The sequence below is a fragment of the Nocardioides sp. YIM 152315 genome (genome assembly GCF_029210375.1).
Taxonomy (GTDB): domain Bacteria; phylum Actinomycetota; class Actinomycetes; order Propionibacteriales; family Nocardioidaceae; genus Nocardioides.
The window spans coordinates 132,261-156,961 of record NZ_JARGER010000023.1 but is presented as its reverse complement, the minus strand read 5'-3'; the positions used below and the strand labels follow the sequence as shown (position 1 = coordinate 156,961).

Here is a 24,701-nt window from a genome sequence, read left to right as displayed (position 1 = left end):
CTTCCTCAACCACCGTGAGGCTCGGGTGGTTTCGAGACAGGCGCCAGGGCGCCTTCCTCAACCACCGTCAGCTGACGACGGACGGTGTGAGGCGGGCCTGGTGCCGGCCTGCCCAGTCGTCGACCTCGTCGGCGATGACCGCGCCCCACAGGCCCCGGGCGGCCCGGCGGTCGGCGTACACGACGCTCTGGCCGCGCTCGGTGCCGAACCCCGCGACGGGCATCGTCAGGTAGGTGAGCCTGCTCGTGTGGAAGCTCCGCATCGACACGACGAGCTTGAGCATGTCGCGCGTCGACCACTCGTCGTCGATCGACAGGTGCCGCGTGACGGTGGCCAGGAAGTCGTAGAGCATGCGGGGGTCCTTGCGCATCTCCTGGTGCAGGCTCTCCTGCATGAGCGTGCGCAGCACCACCTGCTGCCGGGCCACCCGGTCCAGGTCGCCGTTCGGCAGGCCGTACCGCTGCCCGACGTAGTCGAGTGCGTCGGCGCCGTCGAGGTGGTGGACGCCGGCGGTCCACGTGACGTCCCGCGCGGAGTCGACGACGGTCTCGGGCACGGTCACGTCGATGCCCCCGACGGTGTCGATGAGCGCCTCGAAGCCGGCCCAGTCGATCACCGCCAGGTGGTCGATCCGGATGTCGGTGAGGTACTCGACCGTCTGGATCGCCAGGGACGGGCCGGAGAAGGAGAACGCCGCGTTGATCTTGTTCATGCCGTAGCCGGGCACGTTGACCCAGGTGTCGCGGGGGATCGACACGATGGACGCGGCCCGCCGGTCGGCGTCGATGTGCAGGATCATCAGCGCGTCGCTGCGTTGGGCGCCGGGGATCCAGGACGACGCCCTCGCGTCGCTGCCCGTCGTCGGCACGCCGGAACGGCGATCCGTGCCGATGACGAGGACGTTGACGGCGTCACCGGCAGGTCCCGACGGCCGCTCGGGCCGATCGGTGAGGCCGTCGAACACCCCCGGGATCCGGGCGACGTTGCCCGACAGCCGGTGCTCGAGGTAGAGGAACGCGCCGACGGGCACCATCGCCAGGACGGTCAGGCAGACGACCACGCCGATCAGCGCCCGCCTCAGTCGACGACGCCGACGGGGCGGGGCTTCCTCCTCCACCTCGCCGCCGAGGTCCTGCAGAAGACTCATGGACCCCATCGAGTCATCGTTCGCCGGCGGGATCGCCCGGGAGCGGGTGCATATCCCCAATCGTGGGTGCCGAACGCCGTCGGCTCGCCGGTCGGGTCGTCGGTCGCGCCTCGAGTCCTCCTCCGAGGCCTGCAGCAAGGGGCTCATCAATATTGGCGAAGGTCTCTCACGCCGCCGGGTGGCGTCCTGTCCGCTGGGTCAGGCTCCCTTCGCAGGACGAAGCGAAGTGGGGGCGATGAGGGGGCATGGTCGGCGTGACGAACGCAGATGGAGCGGCGCGGCGCGAGCTGCGTCGGGGGGACGAAGTACGCGTGCGATCGGCGAGCGAGATCCTGGCGTCGCTGGACGAGTCGGGTGACCTGGAGCATCTCCCGTTCATGCCGGAGATGCTGCCCCTGCTGGGCAGCTCGTTCACGGTCTCGGCGCGCGCCGACAAGACGTGCGACACCGTCAACATCACCGGTTGCAGCCGCGAGATGGACGACACGGTCCACCTCACCGAGGTCCGGTGCGACGGCTCGGCCCACGGTGGCTGCCAGGCCGGCTGCCTGCTCTTCTTCAAGGAAGAGTGGCTCAGCCGCGACGACGCGGCCCCTCAGCAGCCGGCCGCCGACGAGGCCGCCGCGCTGGCCGAGCTGACCGCCCGTGTCGAGGCGCGGACGACCGTGGCGCCGGGCGTCTACCGGTGCCAGGCCACCGCCCTCCCGGACGCCACGCGCCCGATGTCGGGCATGCGCCACTACCTGCGGGACGTGCAGACCCGCAATGTCTCACCGCGGTTGTTCCTGCGTGCGATGCGGATCGCGTTCGTCGACCGCTACCAGCGGTTCTCGAGGCGGCGGCTGCCGGGGTGGGCGCGCGTCCAGGGCGGCGCCGAGCTGCCCGACGTCCGCGGCACGCTCAAGCGCACGCCGGTGGAGTCGCTCGACCTCCAGCCGGGCGAGATCGTCGAGGTCCGGAGCCTGCCGGAGATCGTGGCGACGCTCGACACCAACCAGCGCAACCGGAACCTCTGGTTCGACCGCGAGATGATCCGCTACTGCGGACGTCGGTTCCGTGTCCTGCGTCGGGTCGACCGGCTCATCGACGAGAAGACCGGCGAGATGATCCAGACGCGCACACCGAGCCTCGTGCTCGACGGGGCCGTGTGCGTGGGCGACTACCACAAGCTCTGCCCCCGCCAGGACTACGCCTTCTTCCGGGAGATCTGGGTGAAGCGTCCCGAGGGCGCTGCGCCCGCCGTGGCGGCTGCCGCGGCCGGCGCCACAGACGACAAGACCGAGCACGCCGACAGCAATGGAGTCACGGCATGAAGATCCTGGTGACAGGGGACCGCGGATACATCGGGGCGGTCATGGTGCCCCACCTGATCGGGGCGGGGCACGAGGTCGTGGGCCTCGACGCCGGCTGGTACGACGGGTGCGACTTCGGTCGGGTCCCCGAGGGGTACGAGCAGCGCACCGGCGACTGCCGCGACGCGACGGTCGACGACCTCCGCGGGTTCGACGCGGTCGTCCACCTCGCCGCCATCTCCAACGACCCGATCGGTCATCTCAACCCCGCGGCGACGTACTCCGTCAACGCGGACGCCGCCGTCCACATGGGTCGGATGGCGAAGGAGGCCGGCGTCACCCGGTTCCTGTTCTCCTCCTCGTGCTCGCTCTACGGAGCAGCGGGCGACGCGCCGGTCACGGAGGATGCGCAGTTCAACCCGGTGACGCCCTACGGCGAGAGCAAGGTGCTTGCCGAACGCGGCCTCTCGATCCTCGCCGACGACGACTTCAGCCCGTGCTACCTCCGCAACGCCACGGCGTACGGCTCCTCGCCGCGACTGCGGGCGGACATCGTGGTCAACAACCTGACCGGCACGGCCTTCACCCGCGGCAAGGTCGAGCTGCAGAGCGACGGCAGCCCGTGGCGCCCGCTGGTGCACGTGGAGGACATCTCACTGGCCTTCCTCGCGGCGCTCCAGGCGCCACGTGAGCTCGTGCACGACGAGGCCTTCAACGTCGGGCGGGACGAGGACGTGGTGCAGATCCGTGAGATCGCCCTCGAGGTGTCGTCCCGGATGGACGCTCCCGTGACGTTCGCCGCGGACGCGGGTCCCGACAAGCGCGACTACCGGGTCGACTTCACCAAGATCCACCGGGTCCTCCCGGCGTACCAGCCGCAGTGGTCGGTCCCGCTGGGGGTCGAGGAGCTGGCCCGCGACATGGCGGTGAACTCGCTCTCCGCCGAGGACTTCGAGGGGCCCAGGTTCGTGCGGCTCGCGCGGATCCGGGAGCTGACCGATGCGGGACGGTTGGGCAACGACCTCCGGATGCTCCAGCCGCTGCACGCCGAGGGGGTGCGGGCATGAACGCACCCGAGTGCCGCCTGTGCCACGCCGAGCTCACCCACACCTTCGTCGACCTGGGGATGTCGCCGCCCTGCGAGAGCTACCTCGACGCCGACCGGCTCGACGCCGGCGAGACCTTCTACCCGCTGCACGTCCGGATCTGCCCGAGCTGCCTGCTGGTGCAGCTGCCGACGTACATCCCGGCCTCCGACATCTTCAGCTACTACGCCTACTTCTCGTCCTTCAGCGACTCCTGGGTCGAGCACGCGCGTCGCTTCGTCGACGGTGCCGTCGACCGGCTCGGGCTCGACTCGGACTCGTTCGTGGTCGAGGTCGCGAGCAACGACGGCTACCTGCTGCAGCACGTGAAGGACCGCGGCATCCGCTGCCACGGCGTCGAGCCGGCCGGCAACGTGGCCGAGGTCGCGCGGGCGAAGGGGATCCCCACCACGGTGGAGTTCCTCGGCGAGGAGACCGGCACGATGATCGCCAAGGAGCACGGGCGTGCCGACCTGGTGGTGGCCAACAACGTCTTCGCCCACGTGCCCGACATCGTCGACTTCTCCCGCGGCCTGCGGGCGCTGGTGGCCGACGGCGGCACGGTCAGCATCGAGATCCCGCACCTGCACCGGCTGATCGAGGACCGCCTGTACGACACGATCTACCACGAGCACTTCTCCTACCTCTCCCTCCTGACGACGCAGCGCGTGCTCGCGGAGGCCGGCCTCACGGTCGTCGACGTCGAGCAGCTCAGCACGCACGGCGGTTCGCTGCGGACCTGGTCGATGCCGACGGAGACCGCGCCGGCGCCCAGCGCGCGGGTGGCGGCCGTGCTTGAGGAGGAGCGGGCCGCGGGGCTCCACTCGCTGGAGGGCCACGCCGGCTTCGCCGCCGTGGTCGCCGAGGCCCGCAACGAGCTCGTCGAGTTCCTCGTCGCTCGTCAGCGGGAGGGCGCCAAGGTCGCCGGGTACGGCGCGCCGGGCAAGGGCAACACCCTGCTCAACCACGCCGGCATCCGCACCGACCTGCTGTCGTTCACCGTCGACCGCAGCACGTTCAAGCACGGCATGTTCCTGCCGGGCACGCACATCCCGATCCATCCGCCGGAGAGGCTCGCCGAGGAGAAGCCCGACTACATCCTCATCCTGCCGTGGAACCTCCGCGACGAGATCGCCGCACAGCTCGAGTACACGAAGAGCTGGGGTGCCCGCCTGGTCGTCCCCCTCCCGAAGCTCGAGGTGCTGCCATGAAGGTCGTGCTCTTCTGCGGCGGTCTCGGCCTGCGGATGCGAGTCGGCGACGACCCGCGACCGAAGCCGATGATGACGATCGGCGACCGTCCCGTGCTCTGGCACATCATGCGGTACTACGCGCACTTCGGGCACACCGAGTTCATCCTGTGCCTCGGCTACGGCGCGCAGGTCGTCAAGGACTACTTCCTGCACTACCAGGAGACCGCCTCCAACGACTTCGTGCTCTCCGACGGCGGGCGGACGATCGATCTCATCAGCAGCGACATCAGCGATTGGCGCATCACGTTCGTCGACACCGGTATCAACACCCAGATCGGCGAGCGGCTGCGTCGGGTGCGTCGCTACCTCGGCGACGACGAGATGTTCCTCGCCCACTACGGGGACGTCCTCACCGACGCGCCGATGAACGACGTCATCGACGAGTTCAAGGCGTCTGACGCCGCGGCGTCGCTGCTCGCCATCCGGCCGCCGGGCTCCTTCCACGTCGTGCACGTCGACGAGCAGTCCAACCGGATCCGCGGCTTCCAGCCCGCGACCGAGCTGGCGCTGCGGATCAACGGCGGCTTCTTCGTGCTCCGCCAGGACATCTTCGACTACATCGACGAGGGCGAGGACCTGGTGGCGGACGGGTGCGAGAAGGCGGCCCGCGACGGGCGCATGCTCGCCATCCCGTACGACGGCTTCTGGCAGCCGATGGACACGCTCAAGGAGCGGGCCGAGCTGGACGACCTCTACCGCAGCGGTGCCCCACCCTGGGCGGTCTGGCGTTCCTACGAGGAGCCGGTGCCGTCGGTCTCCGACCGGTGGTGGTGACGTGATCGGGTTGCACCTGCCGTCGGACGGGCTCGACGTCCTGTGCCTGGGAGCCCACCCGGACGACATCGAGATCGGGTGCGGGGGCACCTTGCTCGCTCTGGGCGCGCGTGAGCGCACGACGGTGCGCTCGGCCGTCCTGACCGGCTCGGAGCTGCGGGCCGAGGAGGCGCGGAACGCCGCGAGAGCGTTCGGCGTCACCGATCTCGCCCTCAGCTCCCTGCCGGACGGACGCCTTCCCGCGCACTGGGCCGAGGTCAAGCAGACCCTCGAGGACCTCGCCACGGGACCACGCCCCGACGTCGTCCTGGCGCCGCGTCCGGACGACAGCCACCAGGACCACCGCCTGATCGCCGAGCTCGTCTCGACCACCTGGCGGGACTCGCTCGTCCTGCACTACGAGATCCCGAAGTGGGACGGGGACCTCTCCCGCGCCACCCACTACGTCCCGCTGACCGCCGAGCAGGCACACCGCAAGGTGGAGCTGCTCCACGACAGCTTCGTGTCGCAGAAGGACCGCGACTGGTGGGACGACGAGACGTTCCTCGGCCTGATGCGCCTGCGCGGGATCGAGTGCCGAGCCCCCTACGCGGAAGCGTTCACGGCCCCGAAGGTGCTCCTTGACCTCCGCCGTCCCTGAGCCGTCGACCGGCACGCGCTGCCCGCTGTGCGCCGCACCCGGCGGGTTGTCGGTGCACCGCATCGGCTCGCTGCCGGTGCACAGCTGCCTGCTCATGGACAGCCGCGAGGACGCGCTCGCCGTGCCCGTCGGATCGCTCGACCTCACGCTGTGCGACTCCTGCGGCTACCTCGCGAACCGCGACTTCGACGAGCGCAGGACGGCGTACAGCGACCGCTACGAGGACTCCCAGGCCTTCTCCGGGACGTTCGTGTCCTACGCCACCGGGCTGGCCGACCACTGGGTCTCGAGGTGGGGGCTCGCCGATGGCGTCATCGTGGAGGTCGGCGCCGGCCGCGGCGACTTCAGCCGGATGCTGTCGGCGGCCGGGGCGGCGCGGGTGGTGGCCATGGACCCGACCATCGACCCCGTGCGGTTCGGCAGCGCCGACCCGCGGGTCGAGCCCCTGGTACGGCGATTCGACGTCGCCGCCGACCTGCCTGCCTGCGACGCCGTCGTGATGCGCCACGTCCTCGAGCACGTCGACGACCCGGTCGCGCTGCTCACCCAGCTACGCACGGCGCTGGCCGAGCGGCCCGAGGTGCCGGTGCTGGTGGAGGTGCCCGACGCCACCAGGATCCTCGACGAGGGCGCCTTCTGGGACGTCTACTACGAGCACTGCGCCTACCTGACCCCCGCGACCGTCACCGAGATGTTCGAGTCCTGCGGCTTCGAGGTCCGCGACCTGACCCTCGCCTACGCGGGCCAGTACCTCCTGGTCGAGGCGACGCCGACGGGCACCCGTCGTGAGCCGCGGCTCTCCTCCGACCGGCTCGAGACCCTTCGAGCCAGCGCGCTGGGCTTCCGCGACAGCGTCGGCGAGGAGCTCCAGGCGTGGCGGGAGAGGCTGGAGGAGGCTCGTCGAGCCGGACTCCGCGTCGTGATCTGGGGATCCGGGTCGAAGGGCACGGCGTTCCTCGTCGCCATGGGGGACCTGGCCGAGGTCGTCGATCGCGTGGTCGACATCAACCCGCACCTGCACGGCAGGTTCGTCGCCGGCACCGGTCACCGGATCGTCGCACCCGACGAGCTCGCTGCCGCCGGCTGCGACCTCGTCGTCGTGATGAATCCCGTGTACGTCGCGGAGATCAGTGCGCTTGTCGAGTCGCTGTCGCCGGGCGCCCAGGTCGTCGGGCTCGGAGCTGACGCAGTCGGATCCGGTACTCACCGAGGATGATGCGCCACTGACGGTTGGCGCCGAGCCACCTCGCGACCACCAGCAGGCAGCGCGCCCGCTCGACGCCCCCGATCGGGGCAGTCAGGACCGCCCGGAGATAGGCGACCAGCAGCTGGTGCTGGGGCATGGGGAAGGCGCGACCGCCGTCCGGGTCGAACCACGCGGAGATCTGCTCCGGGGTCTTGTCGATCGCCGAGGAGTCGGCGTGCCGCCGGTTGTAGAAGAGCCGCTGCTCGACGAGGGCCCAGTCCCCGCGGAGCGCGAGCTCGCACAGCAGGACGGTGTCGGCGCCGGGCATCGTGCCGAGCAGGTGGGTGCTGAGGAAGACATCGTGCCGGATCACCCCGTAGACCGGGTAGCACATGTGCAGGAGCGTCTCGTCGGTGCGCGCTCCGAGCAGGCTGCGCAGGCGGGCCGACGGCGAGCCGTTTCGGAAGGGGAGGTCGGCGCGGTACTGGGACGTGACCGCGCCGTCCGCGTCGATGACCGTCGTGAGCGGCCACGCCAGCACGACGGACCGGTCGGAGTCCAGCACTGCCGCGCACGCCTCGATGCAGCGGGGATCGAGGCGGTCGTCGTAGGAGTACCAGCGGAAGTAGGGACCGGACGCGCGCCGCACGACCTCACTGTGGTTCCAGGAGGCGCCGCGGTTGACCTCGTGGCGCAGGTAGACGATGCGGGAGTCCAGCGCGGCGTACCGCTCGCAGATCGCCTGGGTCCGGTCCGTCGACCCGTTGTCGCTGATCACGATCTCCAGGTCGGCGTGCGTCTGCGCCAGCAGGTCGTCGAGCGCCTGCTCGAGGTAGCGCTCTCCGTTGTAGACCGGCAGCCCGACCGACACGCGCGTCATCCGACTCTCCTCGTCCTGACGTTCACAGGTAGACCACCCGGTGCCGCAGGCTTCCCTCGATCCGTCCGGCCACGGTACCGGCGATGGAGAACCACAGCGCCCGGCGTTCCCTCCCGAGCAGCAGGTAGGGGCTCCGCGAGCCGATCCACCAGGCCCGCTCCAGCACCTCGAGTGCGGACTGGCGCTTCGCGCCGACGGCCCGGTACCGCACGAAGAGGAGGGCCTCGCTCGCCTTGTAGCGGCGCATCTGGTGGAAGAGCTCGGTCACCGTGCTTCGATAGCGATAGTGCATCGTCGCGCCCGGCGCGAAGACGAGGCTGGCTCCGGCGAGCTGCGCGCGCCAGCTGAAGTCGACGTCCTCGCAATGCGGGAGCGACTCGTCCCACCCCCCGAGCTTCTCGAACGTCGCGCCGTTGACGAGGACGTTGGCCGACGACGCGTAGGGCAGGTAGCCGCAGGGACCATCCGGCAGCGCCCTTCCGTAGTCGGGGCCGCCCCGGGCCTTGAGCAGGTCCGGGTCGTTGAGCAGGGTGACGTCGAAGGGGCCGCAGACGATGTCACCCGAGTGGCGCGCGGCCCACAGGTTGGCGAGCCAGTCGTGCGCGGCGACGTCGTCGCTGTCGCAGAAGACCAGCCACTGCCCGCGCGCCTCGGCCGCTCCCTTGTTGCGCGCGTACGACGCGCTGGGGTGATCGGACGCATCGACGATCCGGACGTCGAGCAGGTCGCGGAACTCCTCGACGACCGCGAGGGAGCCGTCGGTGCAGCCGTTGTCGGCGAGCACGACCTCCCACGGCTCCGAGAGGCGCTGGGCGGCAAGGGCGACCAGCTGCTCGCGGAGCAGCGGTCCGGGGTTGTAGACCGGCACGACCACGCTGACCGCGCACGCGGCGGGTTCCCTGGTCATGCGGACGGCCGCTCTCGGAGCGCGGACATCGCGTCCAGCAGGCCCTGCGGGCGCACCCGCCGGAGCAGGAGGACGTAGGCGAGCCCGCCCGCCAGCGTCCCGACGGCGAGCTCGAGCAGCTGGGACCCGCCGACGGCCCGGACTCCCTGCGAGGCTCCGAACGCGATCGCCGTCATGACGAGCGTGATCCAGACGTACGGCAGCATCTCTCGCGCGTAGTCCCTCAGCCTCAGGTCGATCTCGCGGAAGGCGAGCATCAGGCCGAAGGGCATGAGGAGGAGCACGCCGGCGGCGAACGCGGCGGCCACGCCCGGCAGGCCCCACGGGACGGCACAGAGCTCGCCGACGGTGAGCACGACGCAGTAGACGATCCCCCAGCGGTAGGAGATGTCGCTGCGGCCCTTGGCCAGCAGGATCTGGCCGGAGCTCGCCGTCACGGACTGGATCGCGGCGACGGGCGCCAGCAGCCAGATGATGGGCACCAGGTCGTTCCAGTCGGGGCCGAAGACCACGGCGACGGCCGGCGTGGCCAGGGCGGCCAGTCCACACATCGCCGGGAAGGTCACGAGGGCGACGACACGGGACGACTTCACGTAGCCGGCGCGCAGGGCGGCGTCGTCGTCCTGACGGCGGGAGAACGCCGGGAAGGTCACCTCGGCGACCACCGAGCCGACCGTCGCGATCGGTGAGGTCACGGTCCGCTGGGCGAGGGTGTAGGTGCCCAGCGCGCCGCCGCCGAGGAATCTGCTGACGATGACCTTGTCGACCTGGTTGAAGACCAGGAAGAGGAGGTTGGAGAGGAAGAGGTGGTAGCTGAAGCGCCAGATCGACTGCAGGCTGGAGAGCTCGACCCGGCCCCAGGTCGGCCGCCACCGGTCGTAGTGCCAGACCATCACGGTGCCCACGACCGCTCCGGCGGCCGTGCCCGCGACCAGCGCCCAGTAGTCGAGTCCCAGGACCGCCGCCGCGATCGAGACCGCCGCGGTCACCGCCGCCGTGGTGGTGGTGACGACGGCCAGCTCGAAGAAACGCAGCTGGCGACGCAGCAGCGCGTGGTGGATCTGGGCGAAGGAGGTGAGGAAGGTGATGGCGGCGAACGCCTGCAGGACCGGTTCGGCGTCCTGGTTGCCCAGCAGCGAGGCGACCGGCCCCGCGGTGAGGTACATGGTCGCCGCCAGGAGGGTGCCCAGCACCAGGTTGAGGTAGAAGACGGCGTTGATCAGCGCGTCGTCCACCATGTCCTTCTGGACGATCGCCGACCCCGTGCCCACGTCCTTGAGCTGGTCGATGAGCATGCTGACGACCATGGCGATCGCCACCACGCCGAAGTCGTCCGGAGTGAGCAGGCGGGCGAGGACGATCGTCGTCGCGAACCGCACCGCCTGGGTGAACCCCTGCGAGAGGGCGGTGTGACGGGTGGCCCGTGCGACGGACGCCGTCGTCACGTCCTCGGTGGTCCCCACTCCGGCCGAGGTCTTCGGCTCGCTCATCCGTGCTCCGCGGCTGACTGCGCCCGCGGACCATCCGCGGGCGAGCCGAACCTATGTCGCGCGGGACGACGGGCCCGGAAATGGTGGCGCCACATCCCCTACCTTGGGGTCAGCGGCGCTGCCCGCGCAGGTCAGCCCTGACCGCAGAGGCTCACGTGCCGCCGCGAGGGCAGCCGCAGGTTGTCCGAGCTCTCGAACCCGCCGCTCCCCGAGCTGTTGCCCAGGTAGCACGCGCGCCAGTGCGGGTCGCGGATGCGGTTCTTCGTGAAGCTGGCGCTCTCCGCGTCGACCATGACCGAGAACGCGAACCCGATCAGCCAGTTGTGGTGGACGGTCACGTTCGAGTCACCACCGTTGGCGTTCTCGAGGTAGACCGCGGCGTTGTAGTTGTCGCGGTAGGGGCCGGCCCGGTAGGTCGAGCACTCGATCACCATCCGGTCGACGCCGCGGACCTGGGTGCCGTCGTAGTGAGACCCGTCGGTGACGCGCGGGTCGTGGATGTAGTTGTAGCGCAGCCTGATCTTCCGGACGAGGCTGCCGGCGTCGGAGGTGACGTGGATCGCGTCGTCGGTGCTGTAGCCGATGTCGGATCGGATGACCGAGATCCTCGACGCGCTGGAGATGCCCACGCCCTGGCTGGTCGTCCGCACGATCCGGACGCGGCTGCTGCCCGGGGTGACGAAGATGTTCCCGCGCACGTGGACGTTCTTCACGGTGACGTCGGAGCCGCTGATCTCGAGGCTGTCGACGTTGGCGTCCTGGAGCGTCTGGCCGGACCCGAGCGTCGTCACCGACCGGTCGTTCCGGACTCCGTGCGCACCGGTGTTCTCCGGCCCCGGGCGGAACTTGCAGGGTCCGGGCGACGCCGACGCGGCGGCGGCCGAGGCGCTCGGCGCGCCGGTGGCGGTCGTCGCGGCCAGGAGCGGTGCGAGCAGGGCGCCGAGAGCGACGGCCCTGAGGACTGGGCTGGCGAGAGTGGACATGCGGGCCCTCCTTGGGGGTCGGGAGGAGTGGGGGGTGGCTCCGCGACCTGACCGGGAGCCGACCTCGGGCCCGGAGGACAGCTTCCCGGGACCGCGCCGGCCCACACCCAATTTCGGGGAGCCGAGGCGTCCTCCATCCGAGCACATGACGGCTCCTCGGACCAGCCCGTACCCCATTCTGAGTACGACGCCGTCTCCCCCACGATCCGGGCGACACCCCCCGCCTAGTCTGCCGACGAGGCAAGGACGACAGAGATGGGGAACCGTGGACGCGCTCGACGTCATGAAGGTGTGCTTGCGCCGGTGGTACGTGATGATGGCAGTCATCCTGATCGCCGCCGGCGCCGGTGCCGGCCTGGTGCGTGACCAGGCGCCCGTGTTCAGGGCGTCCGGCAACTACGCCCTGGTCTACACGCACGGAGAGGACGTCCTGCCCAACCAGGCCGATCCGCGCAGCGCCAACCCGCTCGGCGGCGACAACGCGGCGCTCCTGGCGGAGGCGCTCGCCGACGAGCTGAGGTCCCCGACCCAGCAACGCGCCCGCGCGTCGGCCGGGACCCAGGGCTACGCGCCGGGCGACCCGGCGGACGGCTCCTCGTTCGTCGCCGCTCGCCCCGAGTGGTCGAAGGCGTACGTCGTGCAGGCGTGGGGCCCGAGCCCGGACGCGGTCCGCGACGTCGTCTCCGACGTCCTCGAGTCGACGCCGATGATCGCCCAGCAGATCCAGGACCGGGCCGGGGCGCCGAGGTCGTCGCAGTGGACGACGTTCACGACGGCACCCGTGCAGGTGTCGGCGCTGCCGCCCTCGTCGAAGATGAAGCTCCTGATCGCGATCGCCGGCATCGGACTGCTCGCAGGCGCCGCGCTCTCCATCCTCTTCGACCGGCTGATGTCGCGGCGGCGTGCCCGGCTCGCGGCGCGTCAGCAGGCGGACGACGTCGACGACGCGGTCGCCACCCCCGACGCGGGCTCGCACGTCCCGAGCGTGGGCCCCGGTGCCGTGAACCGGCAGGGCCGCCCCCTCCACGAGGTGCATCCCGACGAGGACGAGCAGGACGCACGCCAGGATGCACGACGGAGCCGTGAGCTCCGGCGAGTCCGCTGAGGCAGGCGGTCGTGGAGTCCCGCACGGTACGCCGGCCGCGGCTGCTGCAGTGGACGCTGCGTGTCGCCACGCTCCTGGGCGCCGCTGCCCTCGCCATGGCGACGATGTCGAACGCCGCGGCGGTGTTCCTGGTGCTGGGGCTGCTGATCCTGTCGTTCCTCGTCGGCCTGATCGCGCTCTCGCGTCGCGACGCGCAGGCGGTGCTGACGTTGCTGTTGCTGCTGCTCTTCCTGGTCCCCGAGAACTACGTGCTGGTGGGACCGCTCAGGTCGGTCGGCCAGCCCGCGCTCCTGGTCGGCATGATGGCGCTCGCGCTCTGGGCGGCCGGACGGATCCTCGGCCTGCTCGAGGCCCGGCGCGGGCATCCGGTCCGCTGGATGCTCCTGGCCTACGCGATCACGACCCTGATCTCGTTCGCCGCGGGGATGTCGCGGACGCTGACGGGTGAGGAGAGCGCAGGTGCGGTCCGGGCGCTGTTCCCGGTCGTGGCGATGCTCGGCATCGGGTTGCTGGCGCTGGACGGGCTCGAGAGCCGCCAGCGTGTCGAGTCGCTCCTGGAGCGACTCGTGCTCATCGGGGGGGTCGCCGCGGCGATCGGCATCCTGGAGTTCTTCGACGGCGGGTTCGTCTACTCCCAGGTGATGCACCTGCCCGGGCTCACGTCGAACACCACGATCATCAACGACACGCGCTCCGGCTTCTCGCGCATCGACGGAGCGGCCGCGCACCCGATCGAGTACGCCGTCGTCATCGCCTGCCTCGCTCCTCTGGCCCTCCACCTGGCACTGAACGCCCCGACGCCCAAGCGCCGGCATCGGTGCGCGCTGGCGCTGACGTTGATGCTGGTGGTCAGCCCGATGAGCGTGTCGCGGTCGGGCATCCTGGCACTGGCGGTCGGGCTCGCCATCTACGTCGCGCACCTGTCCGGGCGCGCGCGTTTCAACGCCCTGGTCGTCGGCGTGATCGGGATCGGGGTCTTCCGCGCGATGGTCCCCGGCCTGCTCGGCACGCTCAAGAGCCTCTTCCTGGTCGGCGAGGACGATCCGAGCATCGCGGGACGGACCGAGGACTACGCCCAGATCCCCGGCCTCCTGGAGGGCCACGTGTGGTTCGGCCGTGGGCTCGGCACCTTCCAGCCGACGAAGTACTTCTTCCTCGACAACCAGTACCTCGGGTCGCTGCTGGAGGGAGGCGTGCTGGCGCTCGCCGTGCTGATCGGCGTCTACGTGACGGGCATGTGCGTCGCGCGCGGGGTCCGCCACCGGACCGGGGACCCGGCGCTGCGCGGCCTGGCGCAGGCGCTCGTCGGCGCCATCGCGGCGCTGGCGGTCTCGGCCGTGACCTTCGACGAGCTCGGCTTCCTGCAGACCGCGTTCGTGCTCTTCCTCCTGCTCGGCTGCGCAGGTGCGCTGTGGACGCTGGTGCGCGAGGCGCCGAGGCGGCACCCGTCGGGCGAGGTGCGCCAGCCGGAGGCACCACCGACCCCGGTGCCGGTCGGATGAGCATCGCCGGTCCCCGCCACGACTCTGTCGTGTTCGCCCTGGCGTACAACACGTGGGCGGACGGCGCCGGCCGGGGGATGTCCTGGTCGGCGGACCGGATGGCGGCGCAGCTCTGCGCGGACCCCCAGGTCTCGTCCCTGCTCGTCGCCGACCCGTTGCGCAGCCATGCCGCCCGGCTGAGGCGGCGGGCGCGTGCCTGGGACGCGGGCTTCCCGGACGACCCCACCCGGACGCTGGTCAGGCCCCGGCGGTGGCGCCGCTCCGACAGCGAAGCCCTGTCGACGACGACGCGTGACTACGTGCGACTCGCCCGCCGACTCGAGCAACACAGCCGCGACCGGAGCATGACCAGGCCCGTGCTCGTGTCCTGCCACCCGGTCCTCGCCGCCGTGGCCGACCGCGACGCCTGGGCCGACGTCGTCTACTACGGGTGGGACGACTGGCTGTCCTACCCGCCCTTCCGGCCGGCGCGGGACCTGATCTCCTGGAGCTACCAGCAGATGGCGGCCCGCGACGTGCACGTCATCGGCGTCACCGAGGCGATCGTGGAGCGGATCGGCGCCGAGCGCGGGACCGTCGTCCCGAATGGCGTGTCGGCCTCCGACTTCGACGAGATGGGCGAGCTGCCGGACTGGTTCCGCCGCCTGGACGGCCCCATCGCGTTCTACGCCGGATCGCTCGAGGAGCGCATCGACGTCCCGGCCCTGGAAGCCTGCGCCCGGGAGCTGCCCGACTGGACGTTCGTCCTCGTCGGCTACCTCGCGGCGCCCGACCTGTTCGCCGACCTGGCGCGCCTCCCGAACGTCGTGCTGCGCACTCTCGAGCCCAGGCCGGTGATCCTGGCGATGATGGCCGCGGCGGACGTGTGCCTCGTGCCGCACCGCCGGACGCCGATGACGATGGCGATGAGCCCGCTGAAGCTCTTCGAGTACCTGGGCGCCGGGTCGCCGGTCGTGGCCACGGACCTGCCGCCCATGCGCGGCCTCTCCGACCGGTGCCTGCTCGTCGAGCCGGGGGAGCCGTTGGCGCCGGCCGTCGTGGCGGCGGCGGCGCTTCCGAGTGACACCTCCGCGGAGCTGGCCGCGTTCCGTCAGCGGCACGACTGGTCGGGGCGCTACCGGGACTGGCGGGCGGCTGCCCTGGGTGCCTGACGGCGTCGACGGCTCGGCCGGTCAGGACGCCGTCGCCGTCGGCGAGCTGCTGCCGAGACCGCGGTAGAGCTCGAGCATGCGGGCGGCGGCCGCGTCCCAGGTCCACCCCGGTGCGCTGGACTCGCCGTTGGCGCGCAACCGGCTCCACTCCGCCGGGTCGGTGAGCACCCGCTCGAGGTGGCACACGAGCTCGGCCTCCGACCCGGTCGCGTGCACGAGCCCGTCGACGTCGTGGCGCACGGGCGACCCCGCGGCCGTCGACACCAGCGGGACGACGCCGGCGCCGAGGGCCTCGTAGGTGACGAGGGCGCTGCCCTCCGAGAAGCTGGGGTGGATCAGCACGTCGGTGCCGGCGAGGAAGGCGCCGATGTCGTCGACCGGTGGGCACTCCACGACGCTGGGGTCGTCGAGCTCGCCGGCGAGGAGCTGGCGTACGTCGGGCGGGATGGCGCCGCGGATGAGCAGGCGCGTGTCCCGGGGCCGGTGCGCGCGGGACCACGCGCGCAGCAGCACGTGGACCCCCTTGGCGGGCTCGGCCCGGCCGATGAAGACCGCGGTGCGCGCCCGATCGGACCGCTCGCGCCGGTGGAAGCCGGCCGCGTCGAACCCGTAGCGGTTGACGCAGACACGCACCGGGACCGGGGCCGCGTCGAACGACCTGGCGGCCTCGGGAGAGCCGACCAGCACGAGGTCGACCGCGCTGAACTCGCGGTCCTCGAGCGCGAGCACGGACTCGGGGATCCGGTGGAAGTGCCCGGCGGGCACGTCCAGCCCGACGGCGGTCCAGGCGGCGGCCGCCTCGGAGATCGCCGTACGCGTGTAGGGGCTGGGCGCCTCACGGACCGACGGCACGCCCAGCTCGGCCGCGCGGGCCGCGGTCCTGAGGACGGCCCGGGGCCAGGTGTGGACGACGTCCGGACGCGCGATCCGGAGCTGGCGCGCCGTCATCCGGTCGACCAGGTCGGCCGCTCGCGCGCGCCCGATCATGCGCGGCCGGATCGGGCCGAGCACCGGCACGACCCGGATCGGCAGGCGCGGGTCGAAGGAGCGGTGCAGTGCGGTGCAGACGACGGTCACCCGGGCGCCGGCTCGGGCGAGGCTGTCGACGTGGTGCCAGGCGACCGTGCCGATGCCGACACCGCCGACCGGGTGCGGGAAGCTGTAGAGGACGTGCGTCACCGGATCACTCTCCTGTCAGCGCGCGGCCGGATCACATGCGCGCATCGAGTCCTCGCGCACTGCCGCGGTGCTGGAGCTCGGGCACCAGCGTGCGGAGGAGGTCTGCGACGTCCTCCTCGTCCACCGGCGCCGTCGGGTCGTCGAGCCAACCGGCCAGTGCGCGCAGCGCCGACCCGATGAGCTCCGAGTGCGTCCGGGGGGCTCGCAGCGAGCGCAGCGCCGTGAAGCCGGCGTCGCCGACGACGTCCCCGGGCGCGGCGAACTCCTCGAACTCCTTCTCACCGGTGGTGTCGAGGTCGGTGAGGAGCACCGGCCAGGTCCCGGGCGCCGGATCGGCGGCCGAGCGTCGGGCCTCGTCCTCCTCCTCGCAGAAGTTCGGTCGGAGGCCCAGGCTCCCGAGCACGTCCTCGGCCACCTCGACGAGGTCGCGAAGCTCCGTCCGGGGATCCAGGTGCGGGATGACGACCTCGCCGGGGCGCCCCAGGACAGCCGCCAGCGTGCAGAGGTGACCCGACTCCTCGAGCGTCACGAAGTAGCGCCGGGTGTCGCGCGGCACCGCCCAGGCCTGGCCCTTGTCCATCCGTCGCAGCCAGCCGTCGAGGAGGGATCCTTGGGAGAAGGCGACATTGGCGAAGCGGGCGCTCGTGACCTCGGGGCCGAGCTGCTCGTCGAGGATGACGTGCTCCATCGCCCGCTTGGAGGCACCCATCAGGTTCACGGGGTTCGCCGCCTTGTCGGTCGACACCGCGAAGTAGCGACGGGTGCTGCCACCGACCCACTCGAGCAGCCGCCGCGGCAGCCGCACGTTGATCTCCAGCATCCGCAGCAGGGAGTAGACGTCCTTCTCCGAGCGCACGTGCTTGACCGCCGCGAAGTTCAGCACGCGGTCGTAGCCGCCGTTCTCCGTGATCAGGCGCAGCATGCTCGGGCAGCCCGCGTCCATCGGCGTGGTGCGCAGCTCGGTCTCCGCCCTCACCAGGTCGCGGTTGCGCAGGTCGCGCACCAGCTCCGTGAGCCCGTTCTCGTCCGTGTCGACGACGTGGAGCTGCCGCGGTCGGAGCCGGGCCAGCTCGGCGACCGTCGCCGACCCGATGCTCCCGGCCCCGCCGACGACCAGCACCCGCTCGCCGCGCACCTCGTCGGCCATCCTCTCGGCGTGGGAGTCGAGGTCGGGTCGGAGCAGCGAGTCCTGGCGACGGACGACCTCGCGGGCGAGGCGGGCCGTCCGACCGACCGGACGGCGTGCCGTGTGCACCGGGTTCACGTGAGCACGACCCCCGGTGCCTCCGGGGCGGGCAGCCCCGGCAGGAAGCGATGGGGGGCGTCGGCGAAGTCCGCGCTGGCCCGCTGGTAGTCGTCGAATCGTCCGATGTCCTGCCAGTAGGCGTCGGACTTCATGCAATGGACGTCCTCGCCGTTCTCGGCGAGTCGCGACATCAGGGACGGCATGTCGAACCGACCCTCCGGGATCGTCGCGACCGACCTCCTGGTGAGCCCGTAGATGCCGGTGCTGACGAAGTAGTCCAGGGTGGGCTTCTCCTCGTAGCGCTCCAGGGAGCCCGTCGGCGCGGCGTGGACCACGCCGTAGTCGATGTGGACCTGGCGCCGCGCGAGCACGATCGTCGCGGCACTCTCCCGGGACTCGAGGTCGCGGATCACGTCGCCGTAGTCGACCGTGGTCAGCAGGTCGCCGTTCATCACCAGGAACGTCTCGTCGAGGTCGTCGACCAGACGCAGCGGCCCGGCCGTGCCGAGCGGCTCGTCCTCGAACTGGTAGTCGATCTGGAGGCCGTAGCGCTCACCGTCGCCGAGCAGGGCGACGATCAGCTCGGGCAGGTGACCCAGGGTCAGCACGACTCTCGTGAAGCCCTGGTCGGCCAGCTGTCGCAGCACGATCTCCATCGTGGGCGTGTCGCCGAGCGGCAGCAGCGGCTTGGGGATGTTCATGGTGTACGGGCGCAGCCGCAGGCCCAGACCTCCGGCCAAGATCACTGCCATCATCTCGCTGTCTCCTTCGCGTCCCCGGTCGTGTCTTCTGGGTGGTTCCTGGATCTGGTCGGTGCCGTCACGAGTCGCCCGGAGCGGCGCTCGGTGACGCGGTGCACAGAGGGTCGGGATCGCCGGTCGCCTCGTCGACGTTGTCGCGGATCGTCAGCGCGTCGGGGGTGGTGCCCGGGCCGAGGTAGCAGGTGCCCCAGTGGGGATCACCGGCGACCCGGTTGCCGATCAGCCGGGTGCCGGGCGCGTCGAGCATCACGGAGAAGCCCGAGCCGAGCAGCCAGTTGTGCTCGATCGCGACGTTGGCGTCACCGCCGTTCGCGTCCTCGAGGTAGATGGCGGCGTTGTGGGTGCTCTCATAGGGGCCCGCGTCGTACGTCGAGCACGTCACGAGGAGCCCGTCGACGCCCCGCACCTGGGTGCCGTCGTAGTGTCCGCCTGGCGGGACCTCCGGTGAGTGCACGAAGTTGTAGCTCAGCGTGATGTCCGTCGCGAGCCGGCCCCGGTCGGAGGTGACGTGGATGCCGTCCTCGGCGCCCCCGCCGATGTTCGAGTACCGCACCTCGGCCTTCGAGGCGCTCGAGATCGCGATCCCGGTGGTGCTGACGTGGTCGATCGTGACGCCGTCCCCGGTGACGAGGATGTTCCCGTCGACCCGCACGTTGCGGAGCGTGACGTCGTCCGCGCGCACCTCGACGCTGCCGAGGTGGACGTCCTCCAGCGTCGCGCCGTCCTCCTCGACGACGGCCGTCGAGTCGCGCCGCAGGTCGCCGGTGGCACCGGTGTTGTCGGCCGACGGCCGGACGTCGCACGGTGCTTCCTTCGCCGTGCCGCCGTCCGCGTCGTCCGAGCAGCCGGTCAGGCAGCTCGCGGCCAGTGTCGCCGCGAGCGCTCCCGCGATGACGAGTTCGAGCGCGTCCACGGATGCATCGTCGTCGCGCAGGACCGGTCAGACCCCGGCCGCCCGACCGGCTCCCCCAACTCTGGGTATGAGCCGCGCTCGGCCGCACCGTGGCACGCCCGCCGAGCGCGCGCCCCGGCTACCCAATAGCCGGGAAGCCGACCGTCGTTCGACCGGGTCCGTGCGTAGCCGCTGCAGGATGGGTTGCCGGTGCGCGGCGTGGGTTCGCGGCGTACGACGTGACGATCGAGGGGGTGGATGGTGGACGTCCAGGGCAGCCGTTCGGGTCGACCGGTGATCGCGAGCGTCGTGATCCCCGCGCACGACGAGGCCCAGGTGATCGGGGCGACGCTGCGCTCGCTCCTGGACCGCGCCGGGGCCGGCCGCCTCGAGGTGGTCGTCGTCTGCAACGGGTGCACGGACGACACCGCCGAGGTCGCGCGGGGCTTCGACGGCGTACGAGTGATCGAGATCGCCGAGCCCTCGAAGGCGCAGGCGACGGCCGTCGGCAACCGCGCCGCCACCGTCTTCCCGCGGATCCACCTCGACGCCGACGTGATGATCTCCGGCGCCGACGCGATCGCCCTGGCGCGCGCCGTCCGCGGCGGCGTCCACGCCGCCGCGCCGGCCCGACTGGTGCCGCTGCGGGACTCGTCGTGGCCCGTGCGCAGCTACTACCGCGTCTGGGAGCAGCTGCCGCAGGTCCGCGACGGTCTCTTCGGCAGGGGAGTGGTCGCGCTGTCGGAGGAGGGCCAGAGCCGCGTCGACAGCCTGCCGCGGGTGATGAGTGACGACCTGGCGTTCTCGGACGCGTTCGCCGAGTCCGAACGTCGGGTCGTCGCGGACGCCACCGTCGTGGTGCACCCGCCACGCACCACGGCCGACCTGCTCCGACGGCGGGTGCGCGTCGTCACCGGCAACGCCCAGGCCAGCGACCTCGGGATCCGCCGTCGCTCGTCGGTCACGACGCCGTCGGTGCTGCTGCGGATGGCGCTGCGCGACCCGCGCATCGGCCTCCGGATGCCCGTCTTCCTCGGCATCGTCCTCGTGGCCCGCAGGAACTCACGCAGGGCCGTGCGATCGGGCGACTACACCACCTGGCTGCGCGACGAGAGCTCCCGGGCCCGACCCTGACCCAGCCGCCGGGTCAGGAACCCGGGGGCGTGGCGGCCGCGGGGAACCCCTGCCACCATTCGGAGCGTCGTCGCCAGGTCGCCAGCCACTTCGGGGCGCGGCCTGTGCACCGGGAGCCCAGCGCACGCACGGCCACGCCGGTGCGCAGCAGGGTGACGACCAGCGCGGCGGATCCCCGTGGGAAGTGCATGCGGGCGTAGACCACCCGCCCGGCCAGCATCAGGGGCGTGCTGCCCGCCTGGCTGGTGGACGACTTGCCGACCGCGTGCACCACCTCGGCGTCGGGGGTCACGACCGGTCGCATGCCGTGGGCGCGCGCCCGCGCGCTGAAGTCGGCGTCCTCGCCGCACACGAAGTAGCGCTCGTCCAGCCCCCCGAGCCGCTGCCAGTCGTCCCGGCGGACCAGGAACAGGCAGCCCGTGACCATCCCCACCTCGCGGACGGAGTCACGCTGCCACCGGCCGAGTGACTCGGGGTCGAAGACCGGCGAGTGCTTGAAGGCCGTGCTCAGTCCCACGGCGAAGCAGAAGGTGCTCCAGACCGTGGGCAGGCCCCAGCACGAGGACCGCTCGAGCTCGCCGTCGACGGTGAGGGTGCGGCCGCCGTACAGGCCGTTGTCGGGGTTCTTCTCGGCGAACTCCAGGAGGTTGCGCAGCGCTCTGGGCCGCGCCTCCATGTCGGGGTTGAGCAGGAGCACCCAGGGCGCCGTGGTCGCGGCGGCACCGCGGTTGACCGCCTTCGCGAAGCCGACGTTCTCCGCGTTGCGGATCAGCGTGACCCCCGGGTACCCCTGCTCGACCAGGGCGGCACTCTCGTCACTCGAGGCGTTGTCGACCACGACGATCTCCGCCTCGCGGCCGTCGAGCGCAGCGGGAATCGCGTCCAGGCACCGGTTGACCCAGTCGGCGCTGTTGAAGGTGACCAGGACGATGGCGACGTCGGGCTGGGTCATCTGCGCTGCATCTCCTTGGCGACGTAGGCGTCGGACTGCAGCCGGTAGAGCTCGGCGTACCGGCCGTCCTGGGCGATGAGGTCGTCGTGGCTGCCCTGCTCGACGACCTCGCCCTCGTGGAGGACGTAGATCCGGTCGGCTCCCCGGACCGTGGAGAAGCGGTGGGAGATGAAGAGCGCGGTCCGGCCGTGCAGTGCCTCGCGGAGCGTCGAGAAGAGCTCGTGCTCCGCGCGGGGGTCGAGGGCGGCGCTGGGCTCGTCGAGGATCACCAGCGGCGCGTCGCGGTAGAACGAGCGCGCGAGCGCGACCCGCTGCCACTGGCCCCCGGAGAGGTCGGTGCCGTCGGCGAACATGCGCGAGAGCACGGTGTCGTAGCCGTGGGGGAGGCTGTCCAGGGTGGCATCGGCGCCGGCGGCGGCCGCCGCCATCCGGACCCGGAGCGGGTCCGCCGGCTCGTCGACGCGCCCGACGGCGATGTTCTCCGTCGCCGGCAGGGCGTAGCGCACGAAGTCCTGGAAGACGACGCTGATCCGGCTGCGCAGGCTCGACGGCCGGAAGGCGGCGGCGTCCCGGTCGTCCCACAGGATGCGGCCGGCCTCCGGTTCGTAGAGTCCGGCGAGCAGCTTCGCGAGCGTGGTCTTGCCCGAGCCGTTCTCTCCGACCAGGGCGACGACCTCGCCCGCGCGCAGGTCGATGTCCACACCGCGCAGCGCGGGCGTCTCGGAGCCGGGATAGCGGAAGGTCAGACCCTCGGCGCGCAGCGCGTCGAACGACTCCGGTGCCTCTGCACCGGAGTCCTCCTCGCCCGCCGGGCGACCGTAGGCGAGGAACTCGTCGAGATCGTCGAGAAAGAGTCCCGACTCGAAGATCGTCTGCACCCCGCGGAAAAGGGTCTGGACCTGGGTGGCGAGCAACCGGATGGCGACGACCGCGGCGCCGGCGGTGGCCACGTCGATCCGGCCGCGGGCGATGAGCCCGGCGAGCACGATCAGCGTGCCGCCGAGGACGACGGCGGAGCCGACCTGCCCCACGAGGCTGAGGATGCTGCGGCGTCGTACGTGCCGCTTCAGATCGTGCAGGTAGGTGGCGTAGAGCCCGTCGAACCGGTTGCCCAGCCACCTGCCGAGGCCGAAGGCCCGGACCTCCTTCGCCTCGGGCCGGCCCGTCTGCAGCATCGCCAGGTAGCTCCGGAGCCGGACGGTGGGGGTCTGCTCGACTGCGAAGTCGAACTCCAGCCTCGACTCGCGTCGGCTGGTGATCAGCATGGGGATGCCGCCGATGACGACCAGCGGCAGGAGCACGGGGGCCACCCGCAGGAGGACGAGGCCGAGGCCGAGGCTGGCGGCGAGCGCGCCGGCCATGGTCAGCAGCCCCTGGGTCACCTGGTACGGGCGGACGAGGGCGCTCGTCTGGACCCGGTTGAGCCGGTTGAAGAACTCCGGGGACTCGAAGAAGCGGAGCCCCACGCCCGTCGCGACCGACAGCACCTTGCTCCACATCGTGCGGGTGACGCACTCGCCGAGCAGGCGCTGCAGCTGACCCTGGAGTGCCGTCGTCACGGCGGCGACCGCCGTCAGCGCAGCGAGCATGACGATCGGGGTGAGCACGATGCCGGTGTCGCCCTGGCTGTCCGCGGTCAGGACCGCGTCGAGGAGCTCGCGCACGGCCAGGACCTGCGCGGCCAGCGCGACGGCCGCGAGCAGCTGCAGCGCCACGAGGGCGAGGAACAGGAGGCGGGCAGCGGACCACACGAGCGAGACGCTGGCCCCCACCAGCTGCGACAGCCGTCCGAACGACTTGGGTGCTGAGCGCGCGGCCGCGCGAAGCGCGAGCGGGTCCGTCGGTGCGACGTCCGCAGCCATCTCAGGCGTCCTGTCGTGTCGGCCCGACGGCCGACATGAGCGGCTCGGCCCGTCGCAGGACGCGCGGCCGTGAGCGCGCGCCGCCCGGCCGGTGCGCGAGGTCCTCGACCGCGGCGAGGTAGTCCTCGACCGCGTGGGGGTCGACAGGGGTGCGCCGAGGCGGGGCACCGGGCGGCACCGGGGGCGGCGCCGAGGTGAGTGGCCGGACGCGGTCGACGATCCCCAGGAACCCGTTCCGGCCGATCGACGCGAGGCTGCGGAGCGCGCCGTCCCGGGCGCCGCGGGCGACCAGGCGCGGGACCGACGCGTCGTGCCGCAGACGATGGACCGGCCAGTGCCGATCGACCGTCGCGGTGAGCGCTTCGAACGCCGACGACAGTCCGAGCCGGCGGCGCAGGTCGTCGGGCACCGGCGTTCCGAGCAGACGGGACGCCCGGCCGAGGACGAGTGCGACCTGAGGCGTTGCCGACCACTCCCGCGCGCGCCGGGCGATCGCGTCCCAGTCCTCGGTCTGCCGCGCCAGCTGGTCGGCGTCGAGAAGGTGACCGAGCCGGTTGGCGCCCGCGAGCGCGGCGTGCATGCAGACGTGGACGAGCGCGTCGGCGTCGTCCAGCGTCCACGCCCGTGTCGGTCCCAGCGTCACCGGCACGCGCCGCGCGAGCAGGCTGCCGGTCGAGACCGTGAAGTGCGATCGCCTCCGGGCCGGGTTGATCATGGCCCAGTGCAGGTCCAGGACCGTGCCGTCGGAGCCGACGAGGGAGATCTCCCCGTTCACCGGTCGGAAGCGGAGCGCTGCCTCCGGGCCGGTGATCGTCCATCCGGCCTCGGCCAGGCGCTCGCAGCCGGCACGGAGGTCCTCGGGTGCCAGCAGCAGGTCGAGATCCGCGTAGGAACGCAGCCCCGGGAGCGGGTGAGCGAGCTCGGACAGCACCGGACCCTTGAAGGTGAGCCAGGGGATCCCGTCCAGGGCCTTCGCGATCCCGCCCAGCGCGGCCATCGTCCGCAGGTGGTGCAGCATGGCGTGGTCACGGTGCCCCCGCAGCCGCTTGGCGGCCTCCGGATACTGCTCGCGCAGGGCGACCTGGGTCAGCGGAGCGATCCGGTGGAACCTCGTGGCGCGGACGATCTCGTCGAAGACCTCGCCGGCGACCTCGTCTCCCGCGGGGAGCCGTGGGGGGCGGCCGGCGCAGACGTCGACCAACAGGTCGTCGATCGCGCGCTCCCGTCTCGCCCGGCGGGTCCCCACGCCGCGCTCCTTCTGCTCGCTGGTCACGCCTGGCT

22 protein-coding genes are annotated in these 24,701 nt (G+C 71.7%); 10 read left to right on the top strand and 12 right to left on the bottom strand.

Going from position 1 to position 24,701, the window contains the following annotated elements; genetic code table 11:
- Positions 1 to 67 precede the first annotated feature (67 nt).
- Complete coding sequence (locus PZ894_RS07810) at positions 68 to 1,147, bottom strand: LCP family protein (protein WP_275743932.1); 1,080 nt, start codon at positions 1,145 to 1,147, stop codon at positions 68 to 70.
- A 311-nt stretch (positions 1,148 to 1,458) separates the two neighbouring features.
- On the opposite strand from PZ894_RS07810, the gene PZ894_RS07805 reads away from it, so the two are divergent.
- Genes PZ894_RS07805 through PZ894_RS07780 form a run of 6 tightly spaced genes read left to right on the top strand, consistent with a single transcriptional unit; the run spans position 1,459 to position 7,406 of the window.
- Positions 1,459 to 2,460, top strand: coding sequence for a hypothetical protein (locus PZ894_RS07805; protein ID WP_275743931.1), 1,002 nt, complete (start codon positions 1,459 to 1,461; stop codon positions 2,458 to 2,460).
- Positions 2,457 to 3,506 (top strand): SDR family oxidoreductase, encoded by a 1,050-nt coding sequence (locus PZ894_RS07800; protein WP_275743930.1) that lies wholly within the window; start codon positions 2,457 to 2,459, stop codon positions 3,504 to 3,506. Before PZ894_RS07805 ends, PZ894_RS07800 begins: the two co-directional genes overlap by 4 nt.
- Positions 3,503 to 4,735 carry a class I SAM-dependent methyltransferase gene (locus PZ894_RS07795; RefSeq protein ID WP_275743929.1) on the top strand — a complete coding sequence of 411 codons (1,233 nt, stop codon included), beginning with the start codon at positions 3,503 to 3,505 and terminating at the stop codon, positions 4,733 to 4,735. The genes PZ894_RS07800 and PZ894_RS07795 overlap by 4 nt, the downstream gene beginning before the upstream one ends.
- A complete protein-coding gene (locus PZ894_RS07790) occupies positions 4,732 to 5,550 on the top strand; it encodes a glucose-1-phosphate cytidylyltransferase (RefSeq protein WP_275743928.1) in 819 nt (272 codons plus the stop codon). Before PZ894_RS07795 ends, PZ894_RS07790 begins: the two co-directional genes overlap by 4 nt.
- A gap of 1 nt (position 5,551) precedes the next feature.
- Positions 5,552 to 6,190 carry a PIG-L deacetylase family protein gene (locus PZ894_RS07785; RefSeq protein ID WP_275743927.1) on the top strand — a complete coding sequence of 213 codons (639 nt, stop codon included), beginning with the start codon at positions 5,552 to 5,554 and terminating at the stop codon, positions 6,188 to 6,190.
- The gene (locus PZ894_RS07780; protein ID WP_275743926.1) at positions 6,171 to 7,406 is read left to right on the top strand and encodes a class I SAM-dependent methyltransferase; all 1,236 of its coding nucleotides are present in this window, start codon (positions 6,171 to 6,173) and stop codon (positions 7,404 to 7,406) included. The genes PZ894_RS07785 and PZ894_RS07780 overlap by 20 nt, the downstream gene beginning before the upstream one ends.
- Here the strand turns inward: PZ894_RS07780 and PZ894_RS07775 are convergent.
- From PZ894_RS07775 to PZ894_RS07760, 4 genes are all read right to left on the bottom strand, one after another.
- On the bottom strand, positions 7,318 to 8,256 hold the full coding sequence (locus PZ894_RS07775; protein WP_275743925.1) for a glycosyltransferase family 2 protein: 939 nt from the start codon (positions 8,254 to 8,256) through the stop codon (positions 7,318 to 7,320). The two genes, PZ894_RS07780 and PZ894_RS07775, sit on opposite strands and share 89 nt — an antisense overlap.
- Positions 8,257 to 8,278: 22 nt before the next feature.
- On the bottom strand, positions 8,279 to 9,163 hold the full coding sequence (locus tag PZ894_RS07770) for a glycosyltransferase (protein ID WP_275743924.1): 885 nt from the start codon (positions 9,161 to 9,163) through the stop codon (positions 8,279 to 8,281).
- Positions 9,160 to 10,653 (bottom strand): lipopolysaccharide biosynthesis protein, encoded by a 1,494-nt coding sequence (locus PZ894_RS07765; protein ID WP_275743923.1) that lies wholly within the window; start codon positions 10,651 to 10,653, stop codon positions 9,160 to 9,162. The genes PZ894_RS07770 and PZ894_RS07765 overlap by 4 nt, the downstream gene beginning before the upstream one ends.
- A 131-nt stretch (positions 10,654 to 10,784) precedes the next feature.
- A complete protein-coding gene (locus PZ894_RS07760; protein ID WP_275743922.1) occupies positions 10,785 to 11,636 on the bottom strand; it encodes a hypothetical protein in 852 nt (283 codons plus the stop codon).
- A gap of 265 nt (positions 11,637 to 11,901) precedes the next feature.
- On the opposite strand from PZ894_RS07760, the gene PZ894_RS07755 reads away from it, so the two are divergent.
- From PZ894_RS07755 to PZ894_RS07745, 3 genes are read left to right on the top strand one after another with little or no spacing between them, the layout of a single operon-like run.
- Positions 11,902 to 12,741 carry a hypothetical protein gene (locus PZ894_RS07755; protein WP_275743921.1) on the top strand — a complete coding sequence of 280 codons (840 nt, stop codon included), beginning with the start codon at positions 11,902 to 11,904 and terminating at the stop codon, positions 12,739 to 12,741.
- Positions 12,742 to 12,752: 11 nt separating this feature from the next.
- Positions 12,753 to 14,243 (top strand): O-antigen ligase family protein, encoded by a 1,491-nt coding sequence (locus PZ894_RS07750; RefSeq protein ID WP_275743920.1) that lies wholly within the window; start codon positions 12,753 to 12,755, stop codon positions 14,241 to 14,243.
- Entirely contained in the window at positions 14,240 to 15,394 is a 1,155-nt protein-coding gene (locus tag PZ894_RS07745) for a glycosyltransferase (RefSeq protein WP_275743919.1), read from the top strand. Before PZ894_RS07750 ends, PZ894_RS07745 begins: the two co-directional genes overlap by 4 nt.
- A gap of 21 nt (positions 15,395 to 15,415) precedes the next feature.
- Here the strand turns inward: PZ894_RS07745 and PZ894_RS07740 are convergent, their stop codons facing one another.
- The 4 genes from PZ894_RS07740 to PZ894_RS07725 all read right to left on the bottom strand — a co-directional run bounded on the left by PZ894_RS07740 (position 15,416) and on the right by PZ894_RS07725 (position 19,493).
- Positions 15,416 to 16,573 (bottom strand): glycosyltransferase family 4 protein, encoded by a 1,158-nt coding sequence (locus PZ894_RS07740; protein ID WP_275743918.1) that lies wholly within the window; start codon positions 16,571 to 16,573, stop codon positions 15,416 to 15,418.
- A 31-nt stretch (positions 16,574 to 16,604) separates the two neighbouring features.
- The gene (locus PZ894_RS07735) at positions 16,605 to 17,837 is read right to left on the bottom strand and encodes a polysaccharide biosynthesis protein (protein ID WP_275743917.1); all 1,233 of its coding nucleotides are present in this window, start codon (positions 17,835 to 17,837) and stop codon (positions 16,605 to 16,607) included.
- Positions 17,834 to 18,574, bottom strand: coding sequence for a sugar phosphate nucleotidyltransferase (locus PZ894_RS07730; RefSeq protein ID WP_275743916.1), 741 nt, complete (start codon positions 18,572 to 18,574; stop codon positions 17,834 to 17,836). Before PZ894_RS07730 ends, PZ894_RS07735 begins: the two co-directional genes overlap by 4 nt.
- A gap of 64 nt (positions 18,575 to 18,638) precedes the next feature.
- Positions 18,639 to 19,493 (bottom strand): right-handed parallel beta-helix repeat-containing protein, encoded by an 855-nt coding sequence (locus PZ894_RS07725; RefSeq protein WP_275743915.1) that lies wholly within the window; start codon positions 19,491 to 19,493, stop codon positions 18,639 to 18,641.
- Positions 19,494 to 19,766: 273 nt separating this feature from the next.
- On the opposite strand from PZ894_RS07725, the gene PZ894_RS07720 reads away from it, so the two are divergent.
- Positions 19,767 to 20,606, top strand: a complete 840-nt coding sequence (locus PZ894_RS07720; RefSeq protein WP_275743914.1) for a glycosyltransferase — start codon at positions 19,767 to 19,769, stop codon at positions 20,604 to 20,606.
- Positions 20,607 to 20,619: 13 nt separating this feature from the next.
- On the opposite strand, the gene PZ894_RS07715 is transcribed toward PZ894_RS07720, so the two are convergent.
- Genes PZ894_RS07715 through PZ894_RS07705 form a run of 3 tightly spaced genes read right to left on the bottom strand, consistent with a single transcriptional unit; the run spans position 20,620 to position 24,693 of the window.
- A complete protein-coding gene (locus PZ894_RS07715) occupies positions 20,620 to 21,558 on the bottom strand; it encodes a glycosyltransferase family 2 protein (RefSeq protein ID WP_275743913.1) in 939 nt (312 codons plus the stop codon).
- Positions 21,555 to 23,420 (bottom strand): ABC transporter ATP-binding protein, encoded by a 1,866-nt coding sequence (locus PZ894_RS07710; RefSeq protein WP_275743912.1) that lies wholly within the window; start codon positions 23,418 to 23,420, stop codon positions 21,555 to 21,557. Before PZ894_RS07710 ends, PZ894_RS07715 begins: the two co-directional genes overlap by 4 nt.
- Before the next feature lies 1 nt (position 23,421).
- Positions 23,422 to 24,693 carry a nucleotidyltransferase family protein gene (locus PZ894_RS07705; RefSeq protein WP_275743911.1) on the bottom strand — a complete coding sequence of 424 codons (1,272 nt, stop codon included), beginning with the start codon at positions 24,691 to 24,693 and terminating at the stop codon, positions 23,422 to 23,424.
- Positions 24,694 to 24,701 lie beyond the last annotated feature (8 nt).

Coding starts and splice junctions, on each gene's coding strand:
- PZ894_RS07810 (WP_275743932.1), bottom strand. CDS start 1,147: ATGAGTCTTCTGCAGGACCTCGGCGGCGAGGTGGAGGAGGAAGCCCCG.
- PZ894_RS07800 (WP_275743930.1), top strand. CDS start 2,457: ATGAAGATCCTGGTGACAGGGGACCGCGGATACATCGGGGCGGTCATG.
- PZ894_RS07795 (WP_275743929.1), top strand. CDS start 3,503: ATGAACGCACCCGAGTGCCGCCTGTGCCACGCCGAGCTCACCCACACC.
- PZ894_RS07790 (WP_275743928.1), top strand. CDS start 4,732: ATGAAGGTCGTGCTCTTCTGCGGCGGTCTCGGCCTGCGGATGCGAGTC.
- PZ894_RS07775 (WP_275743925.1), bottom strand. CDS start 8,256: ATGACGCGCGTGTCGGTCGGGCTGCCGGTCTACAACGGAGAGCGCTAC.
- PZ894_RS07770 (WP_275743924.1), bottom strand. CDS start 9,163: ATGACCAGGGAACCCGCCGCGTGCGCGGTCAGCGTGGTCGTGCCGGTC.
- PZ894_RS07765 (WP_275743923.1), bottom strand. CDS start 10,653: ATGAGCGAGCCGAAGACCTCGGCCGGAGTGGGGACCACCGAGGACGTG.
- PZ894_RS07760 (WP_275743922.1), bottom strand. CDS start 11,636: ATGTCCACTCTCGCCAGCCCAGTCCTCAGGGCCGTCGCTCTCGGCGCC.
- PZ894_RS07745 (WP_275743919.1), top strand. CDS start 14,240: ATGAGCATCGCCGGTCCCCGCCACGACTCTGTCGTGTTCGCCCTGGCG.
- PZ894_RS07730 (WP_275743916.1), bottom strand. CDS start 18,574: ATGATGGCAGTGATCTTGGCCGGAGGTCTGGGCCTGCGGCTGCGCCCG.
- PZ894_RS07715 (WP_275743913.1), bottom strand. CDS start 21,558: ATGACCCAGCCCGACGTCGCCATCGTCCTGGTCACCTTCAACAGCGCC.
- PZ894_RS07710 (WP_275743912.1), bottom strand. CDS start 23,420: ATGGCTGCGGACGTCGCACCGACGGACCCGCTCGCGCTTCGCGCGGCC.